Origin of the sequence: Shewanella sp. SM29, from assembly GCF_025654245.1 — a bacterium.
GTDB classification, from domain to species: Bacteria; Pseudomonadota; Gammaproteobacteria; order Enterobacterales; family Shewanellaceae; genus Shewanella; species Shewanella oncorhynchi.
Window position 1 is genome coordinate 15,883 of the sequence record NZ_JAKKRN010000013.1, and the last position, 22,080, is coordinate 37,962.

Consider the following 22,080-nt stretch of genomic DNA (forward strand, 5'->3'; position numbering starts at 1 on the left):
CGAATTAAAAACGGAGCCATTGAGCTCCGTTTTTTTATGCCTGGGTTTTACATTTTACCAGGCGAATTCAGTCGATCAGCGGCGCTTAGTGGGAATTTGGCAGTTATCATCGCAGCGGGCTTTGCCCGTCAGTAAATAAGAGATGCGATATCTGTTTTTTGCGAATCTGAGATAGCACCAATCGGCCACAGTTTTAATCACGGGCAGGCGTAATAGTTGGATCCAAGCGCGTGTTCCTGTCAGTGCCCACGCTTTGCAAGTGACATCTAACCCGAGTAACACTTCGCCCGTTGCGGTTTCGCCATGGAGAATCGTATTAGCGTAGTCTCTATCGATATGGCTGAAGCGCTTACTAAAGTCTGGCGCATTTAAATCCTCAAGCGCAATCAAGTTCTTCGGATCGCGCGCTTTCAGTTGACGCATTTCGGCGCTACATAATGGACAATTTCCATCGTAAAAAATCCGCAGTTCCATCGGTATTACCTCTGATGACTTGATCACAATACTTGAAGTGAGTACTCAAGCTTGGTTTTCTTCTACCCTATACGCAGAATAAAGGGTTTTAGATCGAAGCGATTGTAGAACGGATCAGCATCTCATTGGGCTTTTTGTTAGGTTAAATTCAAATGAGTGCAGTAACATCTTGGTTATTCATCAGTTTAACTTGATTGCTGATTTTTAAGCGAACAAGGTAAAGCCTGACCAATAACGACTCAAAAGGATAGGTATGACATCTCCCATCATAATCACAGGCGTGGGTAAGCGTATCGGTTACGCCTTAGCCAAACATTTTCTCGCCCAAGGTCAGCAGGTGATTGGTACCTATCGCAGCCATTACGCTAGCATAGATGAGCTGAACGCCTTAGGTGCGACTCTGTATCCCTGTGATTTTTATGACGATACTCAAGTGCGATCCTTGATTGATGAGTTAGCTAAGCTGCCGCAAATTCGCGCCATTATTCACAATGCCTCGGACTGGCTGCCGGATCCTGTGCTTACAAAGAATGAGCCTTTCAAGAGTGCCACTTTTGCACCGAGCCAAGTGCTGCAGCGGATGATGCAAGTGCATGTGAGCGTGCCCTATCAGTTGAACTTGGCCTTAGAGGCGCAGCTACGTGCCGCTGCTGGCGATGAAATCGGTGCGAGCGATGTGATTCATATTACTGACTATGTGGCAGAGAAGGGCAGTCAGAAGCATATCGCCTATGCCGCCAGTAAAGCCGCGCTGCACAATATGACGCTATCCTTTGCCGCCAAATTTGCGCCCGAGGTGAAAGTGAATTCGATTGCGCCGGCGATGATCCTATTTAATGCAGGAGATGACGTTGCCTATCAGCAAAAAACCTTAGCCAAAGCGCTGTTGCCGAAAGAGGCGGGGAATGAGGAGATTATCGACTTAGTCGAATATCTGCTGAATAGCCGCTACGTCAGCGGTCGTTGCCATAATGTCGATGGTGGCCGTCATTTAAAATAGTGGATGGTGGCCAATAGTGATTTGATTTTTCGAAAACAACCAATGGCTTAAAATGTCAGTACCCGACTTGGAGTGATGATAAATGGCAAAGGCACATCCCAATACTCGCAGGGTAAACTCGTCACTTGCTGACAGTTGTGGGCGTAACCCATAGGCAAAGGTTTACCTTTAAGCTGCCAGTTTGCCAGCGTCCTATCGTAATAGCCGCCGCCCATGCCCATGCGATTCCCCATTAAATCAAAAGCCACTAAGGGCGTGATAACCACATCTAACTCTGTCACTGGGATAATGGTGCGCACATCTAATTTAGGTTCTAAGATGCCGAATTGATTGGGTTGCATGGGGGTGTCTGCGGTGTAATGCAGGAATAATAATTGTCCGGCATTGAAGGGATGTAACCTAGGCAGATAGGTGTTTATGCCCATTTGCCACAGCGCAGCGATAAGCGGTGGCGTGGCGAGTTCGCCATCATGGGTGAGATATAATGCCACATGTTGCGCTTTGTTGGCCTGCAATGCATCGAGCATTCGCTGGCAGGCGTTTAAACTTGCTTGGGTTTGTTCTATTTCGGAGAGAGATTTACGGGCGGTGCGAATGGCTTTGCGTAACAGATTGCGGCTTTCTTTTGTATGGAGTGCGATATTTGCCGCATAGCTTGCAACATCTACGGCATCAGCGACTTCTACGGCAAGGTTCGCCGTGTCGCTTTGGGCATTCAAATGAGAAAGTTTGGAAGATGTAGACATAGAATTAAGATGCTCCCCAGAATGCCGCTACCGGTGTAGCCCTTGAACCGTAGGTTCAAGGCGGGTAAATGATTACCTCCTAAGGCTTCTCGGTACAAGCCGAGCATGCACAATGTCAGTAAAGCATTCACCCTAATTTCAAAATTATCGGCACAGGGACATTACCAGTTGGCATGCATCCCAGGGAGCAAAACGGTATTGAATCGCTAAAGCATTGGTTTATTTAAATAAGCCAGTTTAGCCATTCACTGTGCGTCAGTTGGTTTAACTCAATGAGTGTTAAATCACTAAGGTGCACAGTTTAAATCTATTTAGTTGAACGCTCAACTAAGGCACTTTCGAGGGTCGACTGCAGCAAGCTGATCCTGTCGTCCATCTGTTGCATGTAGTGCTTATTTTTTTGCTTTTCTTGGAACAACTCGTGTCCAATATTCAGCGCCGCCATAATCGCAATTTCTTCACGGCTTAGGCTATTGGTTCGGGTTTTTAACGCACTGAGTTGTTGTTCAACTCCCAACGCTACCGTACGTAAGGCATCCTCTTGACCTTTCGGGCAAGCGATAGAGTAGGTGCGCCCAAGTAGGGTAATTTCAACAGCACTGTTACTCATGTCGCGGGTGATCCTTTCGTTAGCCTCTTAGGGCGGACTATATAGGGCTGATCTTAAAAGTGCAAGGTAAGCCGCAAATGGATTGGTCTTTGACGGTTTTGTTTGCTGTTTGTGTGAGCAGTTGGATAGTTTTTTATCAGGGCGTGGCCGATTTCGCCATTATTGGGATTCAGTATTGGTTCAAGTCTTTATCTCTGCTAGCATTGCTGCTGGAAAAATCTTATTGGGATCTGATATGGCAACCCCTCCTTCGTTACGTATCGACAGCTTAAAACTCGCCTTAGATGCGGCTGAAATCGGCCAGCATCCGGTAGAAGTTCACGGTGCTTTAGTCGGTTTAATCTGCGGTGGTGTAGAGCAAACTGGCGACACTTGGATCAAGCCTTTATTCGACCTGATGAACGATGGTCAACCTTTGCCAGCGCAGTTGCACCAATTAGTGTGTGATTTGTTTAACGATTCAGTGACGCGTTTAGTGGATTTTGAATTTGGTTTCATGCCGCTGTTGCCCGAAGAAGAAGAGCCGCTCAGCCAACGTGTTGAAGCCTTGTCCCTGTGGACCCAGAGTTTTTTGACTGGCATGGCGATTATTCAGCCGAAACTGAATCAAGCCTCGGCAGAAGTACGTGAAGTGATCAAAGACTTGGCGGAAATTGCCCAAGTGGAATTTGATGTTGCCGACGATGAAGAATCCGAAGCCGCTTACACTGAATTACTCGAGTTTGTACGTATTGCAGCCATCATGTGTTACTCGGAGTTTGGTCCTGAGCTTCCCCATGGCGAGGCTGACGATACTGCGGTGGTGCATTAATTTACCGCGGTTGTTTAATGTTCAATAAGTTAACACAGTAGTGGCTTAATTAGATGTCAAAGGTGGGCAAACCTGCCTTTGAGTCCATAGCACTGGTATTTTTGAGTGCATAGCATTGATGTTTACATCTTTTATGTTTACATGCCTTAGTGTTATGCCAAAGCTTGAATGAGATCCCCATGACGGCCACAAATCACATGGATACTTCAGTTCAACACGTCGACATCGCGATTGTAGGCGGTGCGATGGCGGGGGCGACCCTAGCGTTAGCTCTCGCGCGTCTTTCTTTATCCGCAGCTCGGCCACTTTCTATCGCCTTAATCGAAGCGCACCTTCCCGATAAGCAACACCCCGGATTCGATGCCCGCTCTATTGCTATCGCCCATGGTTCTATTTTCGAATTATCCCGTTTAGGTTTATGGCAAAAGCTCGCCCATTTGGGCACGGCGATTGAAAATATCCATGTGTCGGATCGCGGCCACTTTGGCATGACAGAACTCAATGCGGCGCAGTTTCATTTAGATGCCCTAGGCCAAGTGGTTGAGCTTGAACGGGTTGGCCAAGTGCTGTTTAACGAGTTGAATAAGAGTAGTGTCAAACTCTATTGCCCCGCCAAGCTTGCCCAAGTAGAACCCGCCGTTGAAGGTCACACCTTAGTGCTCGATACGGGCGAGCGAATTCAAGCCAAACTTGTGGTCGCAGCCGATGGTTTGCAATCCAAAGTGCGCAGCAGTTTTAATTTGCCCGTGACTCAAGTGGCCTTCGAACAAACGGCCATTATTGCCAATATTCAAACCGCCGATTTGCCAACCAATAGGCCTCACAAACATTGGGCCTATGAGCGCTTTACCCAAACGGGTCCATTAGCGTTATTGCCTATGGCTGATAGCCAAGGTCAACCTCGCTTTTCTCTCGTGTGGGCGCTCGATGATGTGCGGGCTAAACAGATGCAAGACGCGCCTAAGGCTGAGTTTTTAGCGGCGCTGCAACAGGCCTTTGGTTATCGTGCGGGCACGTTTATCGATGTCAGCGCGCGCCATGCGTATCCGCTTAATTTGTCCTATATGCCAAGGCCAATTCATCACAGATGTGTGTTTATCGGCAATGCGGCGCAGACACTGCATCCGATTGCGGGACAAGGGTTTAACCTAGGGTTGAGGGATGTGGTGAGTTTGCTTGAGGTGATCCAAACGGCGCTAGCTCAGGGCGAAGATATCGGCTCCGCCGCTGTGACCCATGCGTACCTTAATGCCCGCGAGCACGACAGAAACAGCACTATCCGAAATATCGAATTTTTAGTCCGTGGCTTTTCAAACCAATATTGGCCGATGGCGCTGGGGCGTAACTTAGGATTACGGCTTTTGTCTTGGTTTCCGCCACTGAAAACCCCCGTCGCTCAAAAGGCAATGGGCTGGAAATAACTCAGTAATTTACTGGTATCGCAACGCGAAAAGGATGTACCCATGTTAAGTTCACAAGCCTATGACATCGCCATTGTGGGTGGCGGCATGGTGGGACTCGCCACCGCGATTGGATTGGCGCAGGCCGATCTGAATGTTGTCGTTATCGATGCGGGCCACACTGAGGCCGTGAGCGGCGAGCCGCGTTTACGGGTGAGTGCAATCAATAAGGCGAGCCAGCGCTTGTTAGAAAACTTAGGGGCATGGAGTTATTTAGACACCTCCCGCGCCACGCCTTATCAAAAAATGTCGGTATGGGATAAAGATGGTTTCGGTAAAATTGCCTTTGATGCCAACAGCATCAGCGAAACCAGTCTCGGCGCGATTATCGAAAACGATGCCATTAGCTTTGCCCTCGCCAAACGCGCCAGTGAGTTTGACAATATCACCCATATTCAAAACCAACGCATAGAGCGCATTGCTTTTGGTGAGCGCGAAGCTTGGTTGACCCTTGCCAATGGCGGCGATTCTGACATAGAAAGTGTCAGTGCTGCACTTGTGATAGCCGCCGATGGCGCCAACTCTTGGGTGCGCGAGCAATGCAAGATCCCGCTGACATTCTGGGATTACGGCCACCACGCAATCGTCGCAACTATTCGTACCGAAATGCCACACCTTGCCACCGCCCGCCAAGTGTTTTTGCAGGACGGCCCGCTAGCATTTTTACCTCTGTATGAAGACAATCTCTGCTCTATCGTCTGGTCGGTGCCGCCTGAGCGCGCCACTGAATTATTGGCGATGGACAAAGTGCAATTTGAGCGCAACTTAACTGCGGCTTTCGACGGTCGTTTAGGGATTTGCAAGCTGGAAAGCGAGCGCCACGCTTTTCCATTACGGATGCGCTACGCCCGCCATTTTGCCCGTCACCGTTTAGTATTAGCAGGCGATGCTGCCCATACTATTCATCCGCTGGCTGGCCAAGGGGTGAACCTCGGCTTTTTAGATGCGGCCAGCATTATCGAAGTGATCAGCGAATTACAGCAAGCGGGTAAAGATATCGGCGATTATGCGCAGCTGCGTGCACTGGAACGTTGGCGCAAAGCCGATGCAATGGAGATGATCGCGGCGATGGAGGGCTTTAAACGCCTATTCGAAGGTTCAAACCCAGTCAAAAAGGCGATTCGCGATCTGGGATTAAATCTCGTTGATAATGTCGCTGGGCTGAAAACAGTGTTCATACAACAGGCCATGGGCAATAAGTCGGCACTGCCTAAGTTGTGCCGTTAGCCTAGGTTGCGCTAATGTGATCAGAATTGCTGAAAATATCAGCGCATTGGTACTATAGTGCGCAAATCTGGCCTTCGCATGTAAAAAAATTACATGTTGAAGATGAGAAAATCTAATGACAATGGCTTCGGATTAGAAAAATCTCCTGTATACAAATTTGTGACGCAAGGTATAATTTCGCCGCATTTTAGACCCTAGTATCTACACCCTACACTAGGCAGAGACCTGAAAAAGGCCGCAAAAAGGGATAACAATGGCTAACAAAACTATTCTGTTTAACAAGCACTTAGAATCAAACGCTAAGATGGTCGACTTCCACGGTTGGGATATGCCCCTCAACTATGGTTCACAAATCGAAGAACACAACGCTGTGCGTCAAGACGCGGGTATGTTCGACGTATCCCACATGACTGTGGTTGATGTGATAGGTAGCGACGCTGGTGCATTTCTACGTAAGTTGCTGGCGAACGATGTGGCTAGACTTAAAGTGCCAGGTAAAGCCTTATACAGCGGCATGTTAGATGATAATGCCGGTATCATCGACGACCTCATCACTTATTATCTCACTGACACTAACTACCGCGTGGTAGTGAACTCAGCGACCCGCGAAAAAGATCTCGCTTGGATCGCCAAGCAATCCCAAGGTTTTGATGTCACTGTGACTGAGCGTCCTGAGCTGGCGATGATTGCCGTTCAAGGTCCTAACGCAAAAGCGAAAGCCGCTGCCGTGTTCAGTGCCGAGCAAAACGCCGCCATCGAAGGTATGAAACCTTTCTTCGGTAAGCAAGCTGGCTCACTGTTTATTGCGACTACGGGTTACACTGGCGAAGCGGGCTACGAAATTATCGTCCCAGAAGATGAAGCCCAAGCCTTGTGGCAAGCATTGTTAGATCAAGGGGTTAAACCTTGTGGTCTCGGTGCCCGTGACACGCTGCGTCTCGAAGCCGGTATGAACCTTTACGGCTTAGACATGGACGAAACCATCAACCCATTAGCCGCCAACATGGGCTGGACTATTGCATGGGAACCAAACGACCGTGACTTCATCGGCCGTAAAGCCCTCGAAACACTTCGCGATGCCGGAACCAGCAAACTTGTTGGTCTAGTGATGGAAGAAAAGGGCGTGTTACGCCATGATATGCCAGTATTTTTCACCGACGCAGCCGGTGTAGAGCAACAAGGCGTGATCACCAGCGGGACTTTCTCGCCAACATTGGGCTATTCTATTGCGATGGCACGTGTTCCTAGCTCGATTGGGGATACTGCGGAAGTCGAAATGCGTAAAAAACGTGTGGCTGTTAGAGTAGTGGCGCCAAACTTTGTGCGCAACGGTAAACAAGCATTTTAAAAAAACGGAACAAGGAACAAGAACAATGAGCAATATTCCGACAGAACTGAAATACGCCTCTTCACACGAATGGATCCGCAAGGAAGAAGACGGTAGCTACACAGTAGGTATCACTGAGCACGCCCAAGAGCTGTTAGGTGACATGGTTTTCGTTGAACTCCCAGAAGTTGGCGACACTGTGACTGCGGGTGAAGACTGTGCTGTAGCTGAATCAGTAAAAGCGGCGTCTGACATTTATGCCCCCATTTCTGGTGAAGTGATTGCCGTGAACGAAGCGCTGGAAGATTCGCCAGAACTCGTTAACAGCAGTGCTTACGGCGAAGGCTGGTTCTTCCGCGTAATGCCTTCTGACGAATCAGAAGTCGACGCTCTGCTGGATGCTGAAGGCTACCAAGCTGTCATCGACGAAGAATAATCGTCGACGCTAACGAAGCCCTAAGGGGCTTCGTTTGTTTTAGCGCAAGATTGACATAACAACAGTCCGTTAATCAGTACCCTACAGTTCTGAATTTCGGCAAATCTGGAACAAGGTTTATCATGACCAAGCAAACCCTCACTCAGTTAGAACAGCACGATTTATTCCTACGTCGTCATATCGGCCCAGATAGCAGCCAACAGCAAGCCATGCTGAACTATGTTGGTGCTGAGTCTCTGGACGATCTGACCGCGCAAATTGTGCCTGAGTCGATCCGTTTAAGCCAAGATCTGAGCATTGGTGATTCCTGCGGCGAAGCCGAAGGCATTGCTTACATTCGTGGTTTAGCGAAACAAAACCAAGTATTTAAGAGCTATATCGGCATGGGTTACTACGGCACTCAAGTGCCAAACGTGATCCTGCGTAACGTATTTGAAAACCCAGGTTGGTACACGGCTTACACGCCATATCAGCCAGAAATCGCCCAAGGCCGTTTAGAAGCCATTCTAAACTTCCAACAAGTGTCGATGGACTTAACGGGTTTAGATTTGGCTTCTGCTTCTTTATTAGATGAAGCAACTGCTGCTGCCGAAGCAATGGCGCTGGCAAAGCGCGTTTCTAAAGCGAAAAAAGCCAATATTTTCTTCGTTGCTGATGATGTGTTCCCGCAAACCTTAGACGTAGTGAAAACCCGCGCTGAGTGTTTTGGTTTTGAAGTGGTGGTTGGCCCTGCATCTGAGGCCGTTAACCATGAGCTGTTTGGTGCTTTGTTCCAATATACTAACCGTTTCGGTCAAATCACTGACTTCACTGAATTATTCGCAACTCTGCGTGCGAAGAATGTGGTTGTGACTGTCGCCGCCGACATTATGTCTTTGGTATTACTGAAATCACCGGGCGCTATGGGTGCCGATGTGGTATTTGGTAGTGCACAGCGTTTTGGCGTGCCAATGGGCTTTGGTGGTCCACACGCGGCCTTCTTCGTTGCCCGTGACGAGCACAAACGTTCTATGCCTGGCCGTATCATTGGTGTGTCAAAAGACGCCCGTGGTAACCGCGCACTGCGTATGGCAATGCAAACTCGTGAGCAACATATCCGCCGCGAAAAAGCCAACTCAAACATTTGTACTGCACAAATTCTGTTGGCGAATATGGCGTCTTTCTACGCCGTATTCCACGGCCCAGATGGCCTGAAAACTATCGCATCACGCATTCACCGTTTCGCCGACATTTTAGCGGCAGGCTTAAAAGCGAAGGGCGTGAACTTAGTCAACAGCACTTGGTTTGATACTGTTAGCATCAAAGGCTTAGATGTTGCTGCCGTCAATGCACGCGCACTGGCTGCTGAAATGAATCTACGTTTCGATGCCGATGGTATTGTGGGCGTGAGCTTAGACGAAACCACATTACGCACAGATATCGAAGCCCTGTTCGATGTGATCTTAGGTGCTGGCCATGGTTTAGATGTTGCCGCGTTAGACGCGCAAATCGTGAGCCAAGGTAGCCCATCGATTCCGGCGGCACTCGTGCGCCAAGATGCGATTTTAAGTCACCCAACCTTCAATCGCTATCAAAGCGAAACCGAGATGATGCGTTATATCAAACGTCTCGAAAGCAAAGATTTAGCTCTTAACTACTCGATGATTTCACTGGGCTCATGCACCATGAAGTTAAACGCAGCGGTTGAAATGCTCCCTGTGAGCTGGCCTGAATTTGCCAACATGCACCCATTCAGCCCACTGGATCAAGCCAAAGGCTTTACTCAGTTGATTGAAGAGTTGTCGACTTGGTTAGTGAACATTACAGGCTACGACGCTGTGTGTATCCAACCTAACTCTGGCGCTCAAGGTGAATACGCTGGCTTGTTAGCCATCAAGAAATACCATGAGTCACGCGGCGATGCGCACAGAAACATCTGTTTGATCCCGCAATCTGCCCACGGTACTAACCCAGCATCGGCACAATTAGCCGGTATGCAAGTGGTGGTGACGGCCTGTGATAAGCAAGGTAACGTCGATTTAGAAGATCTGAAGACGAAAGCTGCCGAAGTGGCTGAAAACCTGTCTTGCATCATGATCACTTACCCATCGACCCACGGTGTGTATGAAGAATCTATCCGCGAAATCTGCAACATAGTGCATCAGCACGGCGGTCAAGTGTATTTAGATGGCGCCAACATGAACGCTCAGGTCGGCTTAACGTCTCCTGGCTTTATCGGTGCCGACGTATCACACCTTAACCTGCACAAAACCTTCGCGATTCCACACGGCGGTGGTGGTCCAGGTATGGGCCCAATCGGCGTGAAATCACACTTAGCCCCATTCGTTGCGGGTCACGTTGTGGTTAAACCGGGCCGCGTGAGCGACAACAACGGCGCCGTATCGGCTGCACCTTACGGTAGCGCGGGCATTCTGCCGATCAGCTGGATGTACATTAAGCTGCTTGGTTCAAAGGGCCTGAAAAAGTCGACCCAAACTGCGCTGTTAAACGCTAACTATGTGATGAAGAAGCTGTCTGAACACTACCCAGTATTGTTCCGTGGCCGTAACGATCGCGTCGCGCACGAATGTATTATCGACCTACGTCCACTGAAAGAAGCCTCAGGCGTGACCGAAATGGATATCGCTAAGCGTTTGAATGACTACGGTTTCCATGCGCCAACCATGAGCTTCCCCGTTGCGGGAACCCTGATGATTGAGCCAACGGAATCTGAGTCTAAGGTGGAACTCGATCGTTTCATCGACGCTATGGTGTCAATCCGCGCTGAAATCGCCAAAGTGGAATCGGGCGAATGGCCTGCGGACAACAACCCGCTGCACAACGCACCGCACACTATGGCCGATATCATGGATCCAGAGTTCGATACGCGTCCATACAGCCGCGAAGTGGCCGTGTTCCCAAGTGCAGCTGTACGTACTAACAAGTTCTGGCCAACCGTGAATCGTATTGATGATGTGTACGGCGACCGTAATTTGATGTGTTCGTGTGCACCATTATCAGACTACGAGTAATTACTGGTTTGGGCTTGCGACAGCAAGCCCTTGCTAAGAGTTAGCTTCGGCAGCAACGCAATTATGAACGTTAAAAAGCGACCTTGGGGTCGCTTTTTTATTACCTAAAATCTTGTTGTGGATTGTCATAAGGCGCTAATTAACTTTTAAGTCGCTGATAGCACTGTGCTGCTAATTGCCTGCCGCAGGCTCTCGCACTGTTACACCAGTGACTCGCTGTAAATACATCCCTGTAAGCTCTACTAAAACATCCATGTTTTAGAAGGTCACTGGTGTAACAATGCCTGATCTGGTGTAACAGTTGAGGGGAGAGTTATGCCAGTCCTGTCTTTTAGCAAATAATGTTTAGCGAGGCTAACTTTTTTTCATAAAAGCTGAATATATTTTTCTCTCCTTGTGTTACTTCTATCTACTCTGCATTAAATTGACCCGATAAAGGTAGGTTGTGTATCCAAATTGGTTGAAGTAAAATTAAAATGCTCTTTAGCTTAAGACGTATTTCGTCTAGTCGGGTGATTAGCCAGACTCAAATTTATTGAACGGTTTTCGATGCGAGGTCTACGCATCCCAAACTCGTTCCTCCTTTGGGATGCGTAGACCTCGCATACCTTATAGTAAAGAGTTAAGCCCAAGGGTTTTTTACCTTGGGCTTTTTTATGAGGATAAGATGACATTCACTGAACGATTAGCGCAAGAACTTGGAAGCTCTAGGAGTGAGGTTGAGAGCTTTTTATACTCAGCTCCAGAGCGGTATAAGGTTTACCGTATTCCAAAGCGAAAGCATGGTTTTCGGGTTATAGCGCAGCCTTCCAAAGAATTAAAAGAATATCAACGACAGTTTGAGTCACTTTTACCCCTACCAGTGCACGATAGTGCAACGGCATACAGAAGAGGAAAAAGTATTAAAGATAATGCTTTAGCTCATCGAAAGCACTCTTACTTATTAAAGCTTGATTTAGAAAATTTTTTTAATAGTATTACACCATCATTATTTTGGAATGTTTGTTCAAAAGCAGGTGATTTACCTTGTAAAACAGATCAAATATGGATTGAAAAGCTACTTTTTTGGAATTTAAAAGGCAGGTTAGTACTCAGTGTTGGGGCTCCAACTTCACCTCTGGTATCTAATTTTTGCATGTTCTATTTTGATGAAGCTCTTACTAAATACTGTAAAGGGGAAAGAATTTCTTATACCAGGTATGCCGACGATTTAACTTTCTCTACTAATTCGAAAGATATTCTGTTCTCGCTTCCCTCAAAAGTCGAACATTTACTACAAGAGCATTTCTCTGGCGATTTTTCAATTAATCAAAGTAAGACTGCATTTTCTTCAAAAGCTCATAATCGTCATGTTACGGGTATAACTATCACTAATAATGGAACTTTATCTCTCGGACGTGAGCGTAAAAGGTATATCAAACATAAAGTTCACCAATTTAAGCTTAAAAAATTGGATGATGACGAGATAAAGCATTTACAAGGCCTTCTGTCATTTGCAAAACATGTAGAGCCACTTTTTTTAGATTCATTAAGTAAAAAATATTCAAACTCTGTGATGAAAGAAATTTTCGAGGCGAAAAATGAACAAAGAAGCTAAAGAAGCTAAAGAAGTCAGAGATAATAAAGTTAATAAAAGTAAGAAAGATATTACTGATTTGGAAAGAAGATTTAATAAGGGCGATGTCTCAGCTGGTTATAAGTTATATTTATTGTTTGAGAATGGAGTCAGTGAAAAGAGTGCTGATGGGAGTTTAGATTATATAATCGAAAATAATCCGGAATTAGCTAGTAAATATTTGTTAGAGTGTGAGCGTGAGATTAATAAGTCATCCTCACTTGGTAATAGTAGGTCTGTAGATAATAAAGTTCATTTAGCAAATTTAACATTTTCTGACTTTAGGAAATTTAAACATTTAAAAGTTAAATTTGATAATAAGTTAACCGTAATCATTGGTGACAATGGCTCTGGTAAAACAACAATAATTGATGGAATATCAAAAGCTATTAGTTGGGTTGCTAGTAATATTGTTAAAAAAGGTGGTCGAGGAAAACTCGTCACTGATCTCGATGTTAATATTAGTTCACGGACATATTCTGAGGTTAACGTTCAAATTAAAATTGGTGAACATTCAGAATATATAGCTTCTCTGTGTAAGACAGCGAAGGGCGCAAAGGACTCTAAAAACAGTGAGTTAGAAGCACTAGAAGAATTAGGTGGGTTGTATAGAATTATAAACGATTACAATCTAACTCATAATAAATCGGAGCAAAATCTTCCAATTTTAGTTAGCTACTCTGTAAATAGAACTAATATTAAGTCTAATAAAACATTTGCTCCCGAAAAAATATCTTCTGTTTCTACAGGCTCTAGGTTTGATGCATATGAAAACTCTATAGATGGAACAGGGAATTTTAGCGATTTTTCTGAATGGTTTATGATGCTTAATAACCTTGCCGGAGACGGTTTGAAGGCGTTACTAGAAACAGCTAAAAAGAGGCTTGATGCATTAACTGTAGCGGGAGCAGATAAAGAAGATAGTGATCTTTTAGATATATTCCTTACTGCAAAATTAGAATATGAAAAGCACTATTCTGACTTCCTGAATAGGGAAGTTCATATCAAAAATTTAGATGTAGTAAAAAGTGCAATAATTTCAACTATTCCAGGGTTTACGGATATATTTGTGGACAAAAGTTCTGGTAGAGTAGAACTAAAAGTTGAAACTGATGGGGTCGTCGTAAATATATTCCAAACATCTCAAGGGCAACATGTTCTACTCTCTGTTATCGCTGATATAGCTCGTCGACTGATTATGTTAAATCCTTCCTTAGAGGATCCTTTGTTGGGGCAGGGTATAGTATTGATAGATGAAGTGGAATTACATCTTCACCCCAAGTGGCAACAGGAAATAATTATTTCTCTTACGAAGACGTTTCCAAATATTCAATTTATTTTAACAACTCATAGCCCGCAAATTTTGTCAACTGTGGATAAATCATGTATCAGACAATTTATCCAGGATGAATACGGGAACATACAATCTGTACCGCCTAAATTTCAAACTAAGGGGGTCAGAAGTGCGGATATCTTAGGTAACATCATGGGGACTGACTCTGTACCTGATATAGAAGAAGCTCGTCAAGTTGACCATTTTGCTGAACTCTTATTGTTAGGTCGAAAAAGCGAAGCAGAATTGTTATTAATAAAACTAAACTCTCATTTTGGAGAGGAGCATCCAGTTATTCTTGATTGCGTGAATAAAATAAAAATCTTTGAAATGAAAGAACGAGTTCAACTAAAGAAGAATGAAAGGAAGGGTACATGAAGAGACTCGATCGCTCTTTAGCAAGCTCTCCTGTTTGTTTAACCACCCTTTCACCTACCATTCATACATGGGAGGATATGAATAAGAAGAGACGAAAAGCTCAAGTCTGGACAGAAATTTATAAGTTTCAAGACAAGTTCTGTGCGTATTGTGAATCAGATGCATTTCAAGGAGAAGCCTCTGGTCATATTGAGCACTTTTACCACAAAGGAGAGCCTAGATATAGGGGGTTAACATTTACATGGAGCAACTTATTTGGATGCTGCTCTTCAACAACTCACTGCGGGCATTATAAAGATCAAATTTTAGAAGGAGGGATAGCACGCCAATATGATCCAAATTTGATTTTAAAACCAGATATTGATGACCCAGAGGAGTACTTCCAATTTTTACCTAGTGGTAAAATAAAAACTAAAGATGGTCTCGATGACGTTAAGATTAATAGGGCTGAAGAGACTATTCGAGCCTTGAACCTAAATGCTTCGGAACTTAAGCTTGCTAGGGAAACCCAAATTAACTTGTTTCAAGCACGTATAATGCCATTCTTAGAGCTATTAGATACTCTTGATGAAGATGTATTAGAAGAATATTACTATGTTAAAGATGAGGCGAGGACAGTGGCACATAGAACGGCGGTTAAGCAAGCTATTATCTGGCTTTAGATGTTGTGGTTTATAGTCGCGTAAATCATGCCACCCATTAACCCGCTCTATACGGTTTAATCAATGCGCTTTATCACAAAAACGTATTTTAAATAACAACTTGTATACAAGTTACTCTGGGGAAAAGATCTGATAGGCATCATTTCTCGCGTCGCATTTTTAGATGCTGCTCTTTTTACTTACTAAACTTGCAGATCTACACAAGTGTTAAACAAGATTAATCACTTAATGTAAATAACTGCCCGTAGTAAGGATATTTTATACTTCCTCATCGGACCAGTTTTAAGTGTCAACATACTAATTATAATATTTTTTTGAGTTTTTTATCATTATTCTCCCATACTTAATATTTATTCTGATATTGGCTGTGAAAAAACTTATTAGTCTGTTGAATGACTAGGTTTCTCAATTTTAACTTTATGGCCAATTTATATGTGTTGATTTTATTTTTGTTAAGGAAATGTATGAATAAGGCTTTATTATTTTTTTCATTAACCCTACCTTTTTCAGCTGCTTGGGCTGCTAATGAAACGTTTAAGGATGATATGGAGAGCCAAACTAGCATATTGGAAACGCTTAGATCTGCGGATATCGATGAGATAGATGATATAGATGAGACAGATGGTCCAGATAACCATTTGGAAGCTGGTCACAGTCATACTTATATTCGTTGTTGGTATAGATTAGATCAAACGCATAATAATCCTGCAACTGAACATAGATGGGCAAAGCAAAAGGACAGTGATGAATATTATTCTATTCAAGGCGCTTGGAGACATAAGCTTTCGGGTAAAAATATGTTTTATACAGAGACGTCACAAGATGAAATCATGCAACGGTGTGTCGATACATTAGGCGTTTCAAGCAACGAAGTCGCAGACATTACCTTCTTTGCTGCTAATGAAAAATTGTCATTTAATCAGACTATCTGGACGCAAGATAAGGCGGATCAAGGGAATAAAATTAACAAAATTATCGCATTTGGGGATAGTTTGTCTGATACGGGAAATCTATTTAATGGTTCTGAGTGGCGATTTCCAAATCCTAACTCTTGGTTTTTAGGTCATTTTTCTAATGGATTTGTATGGCCGGAATATTTAGCTAAATCGCAGAATATTCCTCTGTATAATTGGTCTGTTGGCGGGGCAGCAGGTATTGATGAATATAAGATTATTCCCGGTTTAGGTCATCAAATACAATCCTATTTTCATTATTTAAAAAAGGCTGAAAATTACCAGCCTGCAAATACGTTATTTACACTTGAAATTGGACTTAATGATTTTATGAATTATGATCGTGAGGTTAAAGATGTGAGTCAGAATTTAAGTGATGGGTTAAAACGTTTAGTTGATGAAGGCGGAGCTCTGCATATTATTTTATTCACGTTGCCCGATGCTACGCGCGCACCACAGTTCAAGTATTCTACTCAAGAAAACATTGTAAAAATAAAATCAAAAATTGAAGAGTTCAATGGTTTTATTAAACAGCAGGCTCTGTTGTATCAAGCAAAAGGTATAGATCTAGTGTTGTTTGATGCTCATTCTATCTTCGATGAAATTATTCAAAATCCTAAAGAGTATGGTTTTGTTAATGTCACAGATGCTTGCTTAGATATCAATAGAGATAGTAGTAAGGATTATTTGTTGTCACACAGCTTAACAAAAGATTGTGCCTACTATGGCTCTGATAAGTATCTGTTTTGGGGGATCACTCATCCAACGACTGCCGTGCATAAAGTTTTTGCGGATAAGATTATTGAAACAGGTTTTTTTAATCGTCATTAACAGGCGAATAGTCGGCGAGTAAGATATTTTGGTTAAATATATCTCTAAATAATCAATAATATGGAGGTAAGCCAGTCAAAGCTGCTTTACCTCCATGAGTAAATTGAGTCAGTTATAATTTAAGCCAGTAAAGCCACATCTTTTTGCATTTTTTAGCACCGCTTTTAAATTGCCCGAATAATGCTGATACTTTGAACTGTGGTGAAATCATGTTACTTGACGTGTTGCTCGCCGAGTAGAATGAGCTGCTAAGTAGTATTAGCTAGCTTATGCTTTGTTTTATTGAAGGAATTGCTCACAAGGCCAATCGTTAAGACAAGTATTAAAGGTGCGTTTGGGGAAGGCCGCTTTAAATCTCAAGCGCTGTTAGACGAGTAAGCGCTGCCCGCTTACATGATGTACATGAATTCAAAAAGCAGCATAAGGGTAAAAAATCGAGTCAAGCTTAACATCCTCAAACTCAGGATGTGTAGTGTTCATGGATTTAGTTTATGTTTAGTCCGCGGTCAGTATGATTGGCGACTCTTCAGCTGCGTGAGTTTTTGCTGGTAAGGCTGCATGTATAGTGCTGCGAATAAGCTCTAGCTGATAGCTGCGTTTGGCATTGAAGCGGATTAATGGCAGTTTGGCGCTTTCGCAGGCTTGCTCGATGAGGAGGTCGCGTTGCTGATTACGTGTTTGCTTATGGCTTTTATCGTCGAGTTCGATGGCGGCGATAACTTCAAGTGTATTTTTGTCGCAGAGTAAGTAATCGAAGTGCTTGGCTGAAATTCTATTAAAGGCAATTTGCCAGTGTTTGCGGTTCATGCCTTTTTCTGGGGTGATAACGTCGGCGATACGTACTTTGCCCAAAACTCGGAATTGTTCGCCTACAGCTTGATCTAATATCCCGAGAAAGGAGCGTTCAGCACTGGAAAATAGGGCGTCTTGTTTACGGTAGCGATAGTTATTATCTGAAGATGGGATAAGCAGATTAGTGAAAATGCGTAAGAGTAGCGGCACGAAAATGATAATCGCCAAACCCAGCCCGATAAGTATTAATTGATTCGAATTCATCATTACATCCTTGTTTAGTATTGTCATTGTAACTTGCTAAGTACATATCCGTTAGCTGCTAGTACTTTTATGCCAAAAATAATGAGTCTCTGAGTGTAGTGATCACATCTTGTTAGCCACTACATCAACAGTCGTACCGATATTATCAGTACGCATACATCTTAACGATAAAACGTTTCAACTGTACCTTTTACTGCGAGTAAAAGAGGTTGGCCGCGACGGTCTAAGGATTCATTATGGATGGCCATTTATTTTAATGTTTTATGCACTTTAGTTTTCGATTTTTTGAGTTATGCTAAATGCAACATATAAATTTGCGGGTATCTCTATGTATTTTAAAAGTATCCTTGTTTCGTTGCCTTCTGTTTACGCAATTTTGTGTGTACTTGGTTGTGGTTTTTTTGCGGGCATCATTGTCGCCGCTGAGGTGCAATCGGCTACTTTTTCTAACGTGTTGCGTGCCGATTTTCGGCATCGTCCTCCTGAGATGGTGCTTGATGAGCGAACTAATACTATGACGAGTCCGTTAAAGGATATTCTTGAGGAAGCGGCGGCTAAGGTCGGTTATCGCGTCGAATGGAGCGCGCGTCCTTTTGCTCGCAGCATTCATGAGTTGCGGGTAGGCACGGTCGACATTGTGCCGCGCACGATACGAGACGAAGAGCGAGAGGCATTTGTACGGTTTCTTGGTCCTATCGGCACTCAGACTCGCGATATTTTGTTTCTCGTAAAAGCCGGCGAGGAAGGACGGATTAAGTCCTATGAGGATTTGTATCAGCTTACTGTAGGGGTTAAACGGGGCACAGTTTATTTTGAGCGTTTTAATACGGATCCCGCGCTACGTAAAATTGAGTCTACCGATGATGAAAACATGGCTCGCATGTTTATCATGGGGCGTTTTGACACTATGGTGGTGCTCGATCGTGCCGCCATTGAGAATGCCTTCAAGCAGCTCGGTTACGATCGTTTTAGCTATGCCGATTACCGTCAGTCGAATCGGATCGAACATTATTTTGGTATGTCCCGTAACTCTACCCATGCTGCTATTTTCGATGAACTTAATCGGGCGCTGCTTGATATGGCTGCATCGGGCCGTGTAAAACAGATTTACCAGGCCTATGGTTTAGCCGCAGAAGTAGAATAGGCAAACAAAAACGGCCAATATTAATTGGCCGTTGTTATGATCCCGCTCTTTGCGCTACAGCTTAACGATAAAAGGCTTCAACTGTGCCTTTTACTGTGAGCAAAAGAGGTTGGCCGCGACGGTCTAATAATTCATTATGGATGGCCATTTATTTTGTCTTTATTTTGTCTGCCATTTATTTTTTTATAAACAAAATGCTTGCTGCGATAGGGATGATTTGTTATTACTGGCGCATGAAAAAAATATACGTAAGCGCAATTAACACCACCACTACCACCACGAGAATTCTCGGGGGGTAGTTTTTTGCGTCTTTAAAAAAACCCTCTGAGCGAAATCGCCAGAGGGTTTTTTTATACCTTGGTTTTGTATTTCGCTCAGATTTTACTCAGATTTTACTCAGGAGAGAATGATGAAAACACATCGCGAAATTGCAGAACAACTTGACCTATTTCACTCTGAACCACAGGCGCCGGGCATGATTTTTTGGCACCCTAATGGCTGGGCATTATTTCGAGATATTCAAGAGCACATGAGGCGCGTGTACCGTAGAAATGGTTTTGAAGAGGTGAACACGCCTGTTTTTATGAAGAAGGAGTTATGGCAAACGTCTGGGCATATGGACATGTTTGCAGAGAACATGTTTTTCGGTGGCGGAAAGGAAAACATCGATGAATATGTTTTAAAACCCATGTCTTGTCCTGCCCATATTTTGCTGTTTAAGCGCGGAGTACATAGCCATAGAGATTTGCCTCTGCGGCTATTTGAGTTTGGCTTGGTGCACCGTAATGAATCCTCCGGTTCGTTAAATGGTTGCCTGCGCGCACGCCAGTTCACTCAGGATGATGCCCATGTTTTTTGCTGTTGGTCTCAGGCAGAGGAGGAGATACGTGGTTTTCTCCAGCGTGCAAAGCAGGTTTATGGTGATTACGGCTACCATAATTTAGACGTAAAAATATCGACTAAACCTGAGAAGGCATTAGGCAGCGATGAGCAATGGTGCCGAGCACAAAAGCTATTGGATTCAGCCTGCCAGATTGAGGGCTTTGATGCTGAGTATCAAGCTGGTGAAGGGGCTTTTTATGGTCCCAAAATTGAACTGTCACTGACAGATTCTATGGGAAGACGCTGGCAGTGTGGCACTATCCAGTTTGATTTTAATTTGCCTGAAAGATTCGATGTTCAGTACACAAATGAGCAAGGTGAATTCGAACGGCCAGTGATTATGCACCAAGCTATGTATGGCTCTATCGAGCGTTGGTTGGGGATTCTCTTGGAAGTCTCACAGGGTAACCTTCCTGTTTGGTTACATCCTGTACCTGTTGCTATTGCCTCTGTAAATGAGTCAAACAGCCAATTTGTCCGTCAGTTAGCCGCACTATGTTTAGCACGAGACATGCGAGTGTTGGTTGATATCAGTCAAAACTCAGTTGCCCGCAAAATGAAACGCTTTCACAAGCAAAAAGTGCCTTATATCTTAACGGTTGGGGATAAAGAAGAGGCCGAGAAGTGTGTGTCAGTTAAGTGCCGCAAAGACGGTGTGATGACTCATATCCCTCTTGCTGAATTAGCTGACTATCTTGCGGATAAACTAGTGCGCAAACAATAACCTAAGGAAGACTGTGTTTGTTATCTAAGGCTAGCTAGGGTTCCCACGGCTAGCCTTTACTCATTTTATGATCCGGCTCTTTGCGCTAAGGCTTAACGATAAAAGGCTTCAACTGTGCCTTTTACTGTGAGTAGCAGTGGTTGGCCGTGGCGGTCCATGATTTATTGCGGATGACCATTTATTTTTTGTTTAAATTTTTTCAAAGGTAACATTTTTAGGAGGGAAACTATTAGGTAATGATCCTGATCTTATTTTTCTTAACAATAAACCAGTCAATAGAGAGGTTATATTTTCATCAAAATATTCTACATCTGGCGATCTAGATGCGATTATTGCAGTGCCCCATGTCTCACTGTCTTTTAGATCGGAAACAACCCAAAATATGCAATCACCATTATCCGTTACGCCTATTGGTAAAAGGCCATTAATTTCTGGATAGAGGTTATATTTAAAATACTCTGGGTCTTCATTATTAAGGTAATTGAAATCCTCAATGATTGATTTCTTCTGCTCAAAAAAATCAAGGTCACAATTCGTAGTAAATGGATTGAATATCGCTATAAAATCGGCAATTCTTCCTGTGCCATAACGATTAATAAACGCAATGTAATCCCTGGGAAAACTAAGACCTTCATCTATAGAAGGCCAAACTTTACCAATCCCAGATTCATTAGGGAAGTTAGGGGGAGTTAAAATGCTATTTAATACTGATAGGGTCATGATCTACATTCCACGAGGATTAAGAAGAGCAATGCTTTCAAAGAAACCATCACTATCTTGAGCATTTACTGTTATACCTGCCGATATTCTGGAAGGACCTTTATATATTGGAGTTACCGAGACATCAACTATTTCTCCTCTCTCTAACGCTTTCTCTAGCGAATCCCCAAATAAACTTGATGATATTCAAATAAGTAGGCATGCATAATGCTATTTGATTTAATCCATTTCGCCAAAAATCGACTAAATAGCTGTTCCGAATAGTAGGCCAGTACACTGGTGCAGTTTCAGCAAGTAGTATTGAGTTAGTATCACTTGCTGCTGGGCAAACAAAAACGGCCAATTAGATTGGCCGTTGTTATGATCCTGCTCTTTGCGCTAAAGCTTAACGATAAAAGGCTTCAACTGTGCCTTTTACTGTGAGCAAAAGAGGTTGGCCGCGACGGTCTAAGGATTTGCTTGGCACTTTTACCCAACCTTCACTGATGCAATATTCTTCGACATCAAAACGCTCTTTGCCGTTGAGCTTAATACCGATATCGTGCTCGAAAATTTCTGCCACATGGTGTGGGCTGCGTGGGTTAACGGAAAGGCGATCCGGTAAAGCAGGTAATGATGTTGTGTCGGTCATGGTCGTGATCTGTCGTTGTCTATAGTGAAAAAGCGTGCGCTATTGTAGG

Annotated in this window: 19 protein-coding genes, 1 other RNA gene and 1 pseudogene; 13 read left to right on the forward strand and 8 right to left on the reverse strand. The window is 44.0% G+C overall.

Features of this window, described 5'->3' with window-relative positions; all coding sequences use genetic code 11:
- Nucleotides 1-75: 75 nt before the first annotated feature.
- Nucleotides 76-474, reverse strand: coding sequence for a thiol-disulfide oxidoreductase DCC family protein (locus tag L5L77_RS10800; protein ID WP_263139676.1), 399 nt, complete (start codon nucleotides 472-474; stop codon nucleotides 76-78).
- Between the two features lie 253 nt (nucleotides 475-727).
- On the opposite strand from L5L77_RS10800, the gene folM reads away from it, so the two are divergent.
- Entirely contained in the window at nucleotides 728-1,474 is a 747-nt protein-coding gene (gene folM / locus L5L77_RS10805; protein ID WP_263181903.1) for a dihydromonapterin reductase, read from the forward strand.
- A 47-nt stretch (nucleotides 1,475-1,521) separates the two neighbouring features.
- Here folM and L5L77_RS10810 read toward each other — a convergent pair whose 3' ends face one another.
- The 3 genes from L5L77_RS10810 to L5L77_RS10820 all read right to left on the reverse strand — a co-directional run bounded on the left by L5L77_RS10810 (nucleotide 1,522) and on the right by L5L77_RS10820 (nucleotide 2,830).
- Nucleotides 1,522-2,220: a 5-formyltetrahydrofolate cyclo-ligase gene (locus L5L77_RS10810; RefSeq protein ID WP_263181904.1), complete on the reverse strand. Its 699-nt coding sequence runs from the start codon at nucleotides 2,218-2,220 to the stop codon at nucleotides 1,522-1,524.
- 9 nt (nucleotides 2,221-2,229) lie between these two features.
- Nucleotides 2,230-2,410, reverse strand: a non-coding RNA gene (gene ssrS, locus L5L77_RS10815) — 6S RNA.
- 117 nt (nucleotides 2,411-2,527) lie between these two features.
- The gene (locus L5L77_RS10820) at nucleotides 2,528-2,830 is read right to left on the reverse strand and encodes a cell division protein ZapA (RefSeq protein WP_105250206.1); all 303 of its coding nucleotides are present in this window, start codon (nucleotides 2,828-2,830) and stop codon (nucleotides 2,528-2,530) included.
- A 235-nt stretch (nucleotides 2,831-3,065) separates the two neighbouring features.
- Between L5L77_RS10820 and L5L77_RS10825 the strand changes: the two genes are divergently transcribed.
- The 10 genes from L5L77_RS10825 (at nucleotide 3,066) to L5L77_RS10870 (ending at nucleotide 16,874) form a co-directional block, all read left to right on the forward strand.
- Entirely contained in the window at nucleotides 3,066-3,641 is a 576-nt protein-coding gene (locus L5L77_RS10825; RefSeq protein WP_105252998.1) for a UPF0149 family protein, read from the forward strand.
- Between the two features lie 179 nt (nucleotides 3,642-3,820).
- On the forward strand, nucleotides 3,821-5,062 hold the full coding sequence (gene ubiH, locus L5L77_RS10830; protein WP_263181905.1) for a 2-octaprenyl-6-methoxyphenyl hydroxylase: 1,242 nt from the start codon (nucleotides 3,821-3,823) through the stop codon (nucleotides 5,060-5,062).
- Between the two features lie 42 nt (nucleotides 5,063-5,104).
- On the forward strand, nucleotides 5,105-6,328 hold the full coding sequence (locus tag L5L77_RS10835; RefSeq protein WP_263222703.1) for an FAD-dependent monooxygenase: 1,224 nt from the start codon (nucleotides 5,105-5,107) through the stop codon (nucleotides 6,326-6,328).
- A 253-nt stretch (nucleotides 6,329-6,581) separates the two neighbouring features.
- A complete protein-coding gene (gene gcvT / locus L5L77_RS10840) occupies nucleotides 6,582-7,676 on the forward strand; it encodes a glycine cleavage system aminomethyltransferase GcvT (RefSeq protein WP_263163559.1) in 1,095 nt (364 codons plus the stop codon).
- Between the two features lie 25 nt (nucleotides 7,677-7,701).
- Nucleotides 7,702-8,091 carry a glycine cleavage system protein GcvH gene (gcvH, locus tag L5L77_RS10845; RefSeq protein ID WP_011845766.1) on the forward strand — a complete coding sequence of 130 codons (390 nt, stop codon included), beginning with the start codon at nucleotides 7,702-7,704 and terminating at the stop codon, nucleotides 8,089-8,091.
- A gap of 122 nt (nucleotides 8,092-8,213) precedes the next feature.
- Nucleotides 8,214-11,102, forward strand: a complete 2,889-nt coding sequence (gene gcvP, locus L5L77_RS10850) for an aminomethyl-transferring glycine dehydrogenase (protein ID WP_263222704.1) — start codon at nucleotides 8,214-8,216, stop codon at nucleotides 11,100-11,102.
- Between the two features lie 667 nt (nucleotides 11,103-11,769).
- Nucleotides 11,770-12,699, forward strand: coding sequence for a retron St85 family RNA-directed DNA polymerase (locus L5L77_RS10855; RefSeq protein WP_263222705.1), 930 nt, complete (start codon nucleotides 11,770-11,772; stop codon nucleotides 12,697-12,699).
- Complete coding sequence (gene ptuA, locus L5L77_RS10860) at nucleotides 12,683-14,428, forward strand: retron Ec78 anti-phage system effector ATPase PtuA (RefSeq protein ID WP_263222707.1); 1,746 nt, start codon at nucleotides 12,683-12,685, stop codon at nucleotides 14,426-14,428. The genes L5L77_RS10855 and ptuA overlap by 17 nt, the downstream gene beginning before the upstream one ends.
- Entirely contained in the window at nucleotides 14,425-15,090 is a 666-nt protein-coding gene (gene ptuB / locus L5L77_RS10865; protein WP_263222709.1) for a retron Ec78 anti-phage system effector HNH endonuclease PtuB, read from the forward strand. Before ptuA ends, ptuB begins: the two co-directional genes overlap by 4 nt.
- 464 nt (nucleotides 15,091-15,554) lie before the next feature.
- Complete coding sequence (locus L5L77_RS10870) at nucleotides 15,555-16,874, forward strand: SGNH/GDSL hydrolase family protein (RefSeq protein ID WP_263222711.1); 1,320 nt, start codon at nucleotides 15,555-15,557, stop codon at nucleotides 16,872-16,874.
- Between the two features lie 495 nt (nucleotides 16,875-17,369).
- On the opposite strand, the gene L5L77_RS10875 is transcribed toward L5L77_RS10870, so the two are convergent.
- Nucleotides 17,370-17,930, reverse strand: coding sequence for a DUF2726 domain-containing protein (locus L5L77_RS10875; RefSeq protein ID WP_263161444.1), 561 nt, complete (start codon nucleotides 17,928-17,930; stop codon nucleotides 17,370-17,372).
- 328 nt (nucleotides 17,931-18,258) lie between these two features.
- On the opposite strand from L5L77_RS10875, the gene L5L77_RS10880 reads away from it, so the two are divergent.
- Nucleotides 18,259-19,074, forward strand: a complete 816-nt coding sequence (locus tag L5L77_RS10880) for a substrate-binding periplasmic protein (RefSeq protein WP_251073360.1) — start codon at nucleotides 18,259-18,261, stop codon at nucleotides 19,072-19,074.
- 61 nt (nucleotides 19,075-19,135) lie between these two features.
- Here L5L77_RS10880 and L5L77_RS10885 read toward each other — a convergent pair.
- Nucleotides 19,136-19,204: pseudogene (locus L5L77_RS10885) on the reverse strand (DUF3297 domain-containing protein); the annotation flags it as partial.
- 237 nt (nucleotides 19,205-19,441) lie between these two features.
- On the opposite strand from L5L77_RS10885, the gene thrS reads away from it, so the two are divergent.
- Nucleotides 19,442-20,680, forward strand: a complete 1,239-nt coding sequence (gene thrS, locus L5L77_RS10890; protein ID WP_263182007.1) for a threonine--tRNA ligase — start codon at nucleotides 19,442-19,444, stop codon at nucleotides 20,678-20,680.
- A gap of 189 nt (nucleotides 20,681-20,869) precedes the next feature.
- Here the strand turns inward: thrS and L5L77_RS10895 are convergent, their stop codons facing one another.
- Entirely contained in the window at nucleotides 20,870-21,400 is a 531-nt protein-coding gene (locus tag L5L77_RS10895) for an SMI1/KNR4 family protein (RefSeq protein ID WP_173496734.1), read from the reverse strand.
- Between the two features lie 385 nt (nucleotides 21,401-21,785).
- The gene (locus L5L77_RS10900) at nucleotides 21,786-22,031 is read right to left on the reverse strand and encodes a DUF3297 family protein (RefSeq protein WP_006080205.1); all 246 of its coding nucleotides are present in this window, start codon (nucleotides 22,029-22,031) and stop codon (nucleotides 21,786-21,788) included.
- Nucleotides 22,032-22,080 lie beyond the last annotated feature (49 nt).

Bases quoted from the DNA above. Each gene is read 5' to 3' on its own strand.
- L5L77_RS10875 (WP_263161444.1), bottom strand. From the start codon at position 17,930: ATGAATTCGAATCAATTAATACTTATCGGGCTGGGTTTGGCGATTATC.
- ubiH (WP_263181905.1), top strand. From the start codon at position 3,821: ATGACGGCCACAAATCACATGGATACTTCAGTTCAACACGTCGACATC.
- L5L77_RS10895 (WP_173496734.1), bottom strand. From the start codon at position 21,400: ATGACCCTATCAGTATTAAATAGCATTTTAACTCCCCCTAACTTCCCT.
- L5L77_RS10900 (WP_006080205.1), bottom strand. From the start codon at position 22,031: ATGACCGACACAACATCATTACCTGCTTTACCGGATCGCCTTTCCGTT.
- L5L77_RS10880 (WP_251073360.1), top strand. From the start codon at position 18,259: ATGTATTTTAAAAGTATCCTTGTTTCGTTGCCTTCTGTTTACGCAATT.
- ptuA (WP_263222707.1), top strand. From the start codon at position 12,683: ATGAACAAAGAAGCTAAAGAAGCTAAAGAAGTCAGAGATAATAAAGTT.
- L5L77_RS10800 (WP_263139676.1), bottom strand. From the start codon at position 474: ATGGAACTGCGGATTTTTTACGATGGAAATTGTCCATTATGTAGCGCC.
- L5L77_RS10810 (WP_263181904.1), bottom strand. From the start codon at position 2,220: ATGTCTACATCTTCCAAACTTTCTCATTTGAATGCCCAAAGCGACACG.
- L5L77_RS10835 (WP_263222703.1), top strand. From the start codon at position 5,105: ATGTTAAGTTCACAAGCCTATGACATCGCCATTGTGGGTGGCGGCATG.
- L5L77_RS10855 (WP_263222705.1), top strand. From the start codon at position 11,770: ATGACATTCACTGAACGATTAGCGCAAGAACTTGGAAGCTCTAGGAGT.
- ptuB (WP_263222709.1), top strand. From the start codon at position 14,425: ATGAAGAGACTCGATCGCTCTTTAGCAAGCTCTCCTGTTTGTTTAACC.
- L5L77_RS10820 (WP_105250206.1), bottom strand. From the start codon at position 2,830: ATGAGTAACAGTGCTGTTGAAATTACCCTACTTGGGCGCACCTACTCT.
- gcvT (WP_263163559.1), top strand. From the start codon at position 6,582: ATGGCTAACAAAACTATTCTGTTTAACAAGCACTTAGAATCAAACGCT.
- gcvP (WP_263222704.1), top strand. From the start codon at position 8,214: ATGACCAAGCAAACCCTCACTCAGTTAGAACAGCACGATTTATTCCTA.
- folM (WP_263181903.1), top strand. From the start codon at position 728: ATGACATCTCCCATCATAATCACAGGCGTGGGTAAGCGTATCGGTTAC.
- gcvH (WP_011845766.1), top strand. From the start codon at position 7,702: ATGAGCAATATTCCGACAGAACTGAAATACGCCTCTTCACACGAATGG.
- L5L77_RS10825 (WP_105252998.1), top strand. From the start codon at position 3,066: ATGGCAACCCCTCCTTCGTTACGTATCGACAGCTTAAAACTCGCCTTA.
- L5L77_RS10870 (WP_263222711.1), top strand. From the start codon at position 15,555: ATGAATAAGGCTTTATTATTTTTTTCATTAACCCTACCTTTTTCAGCT.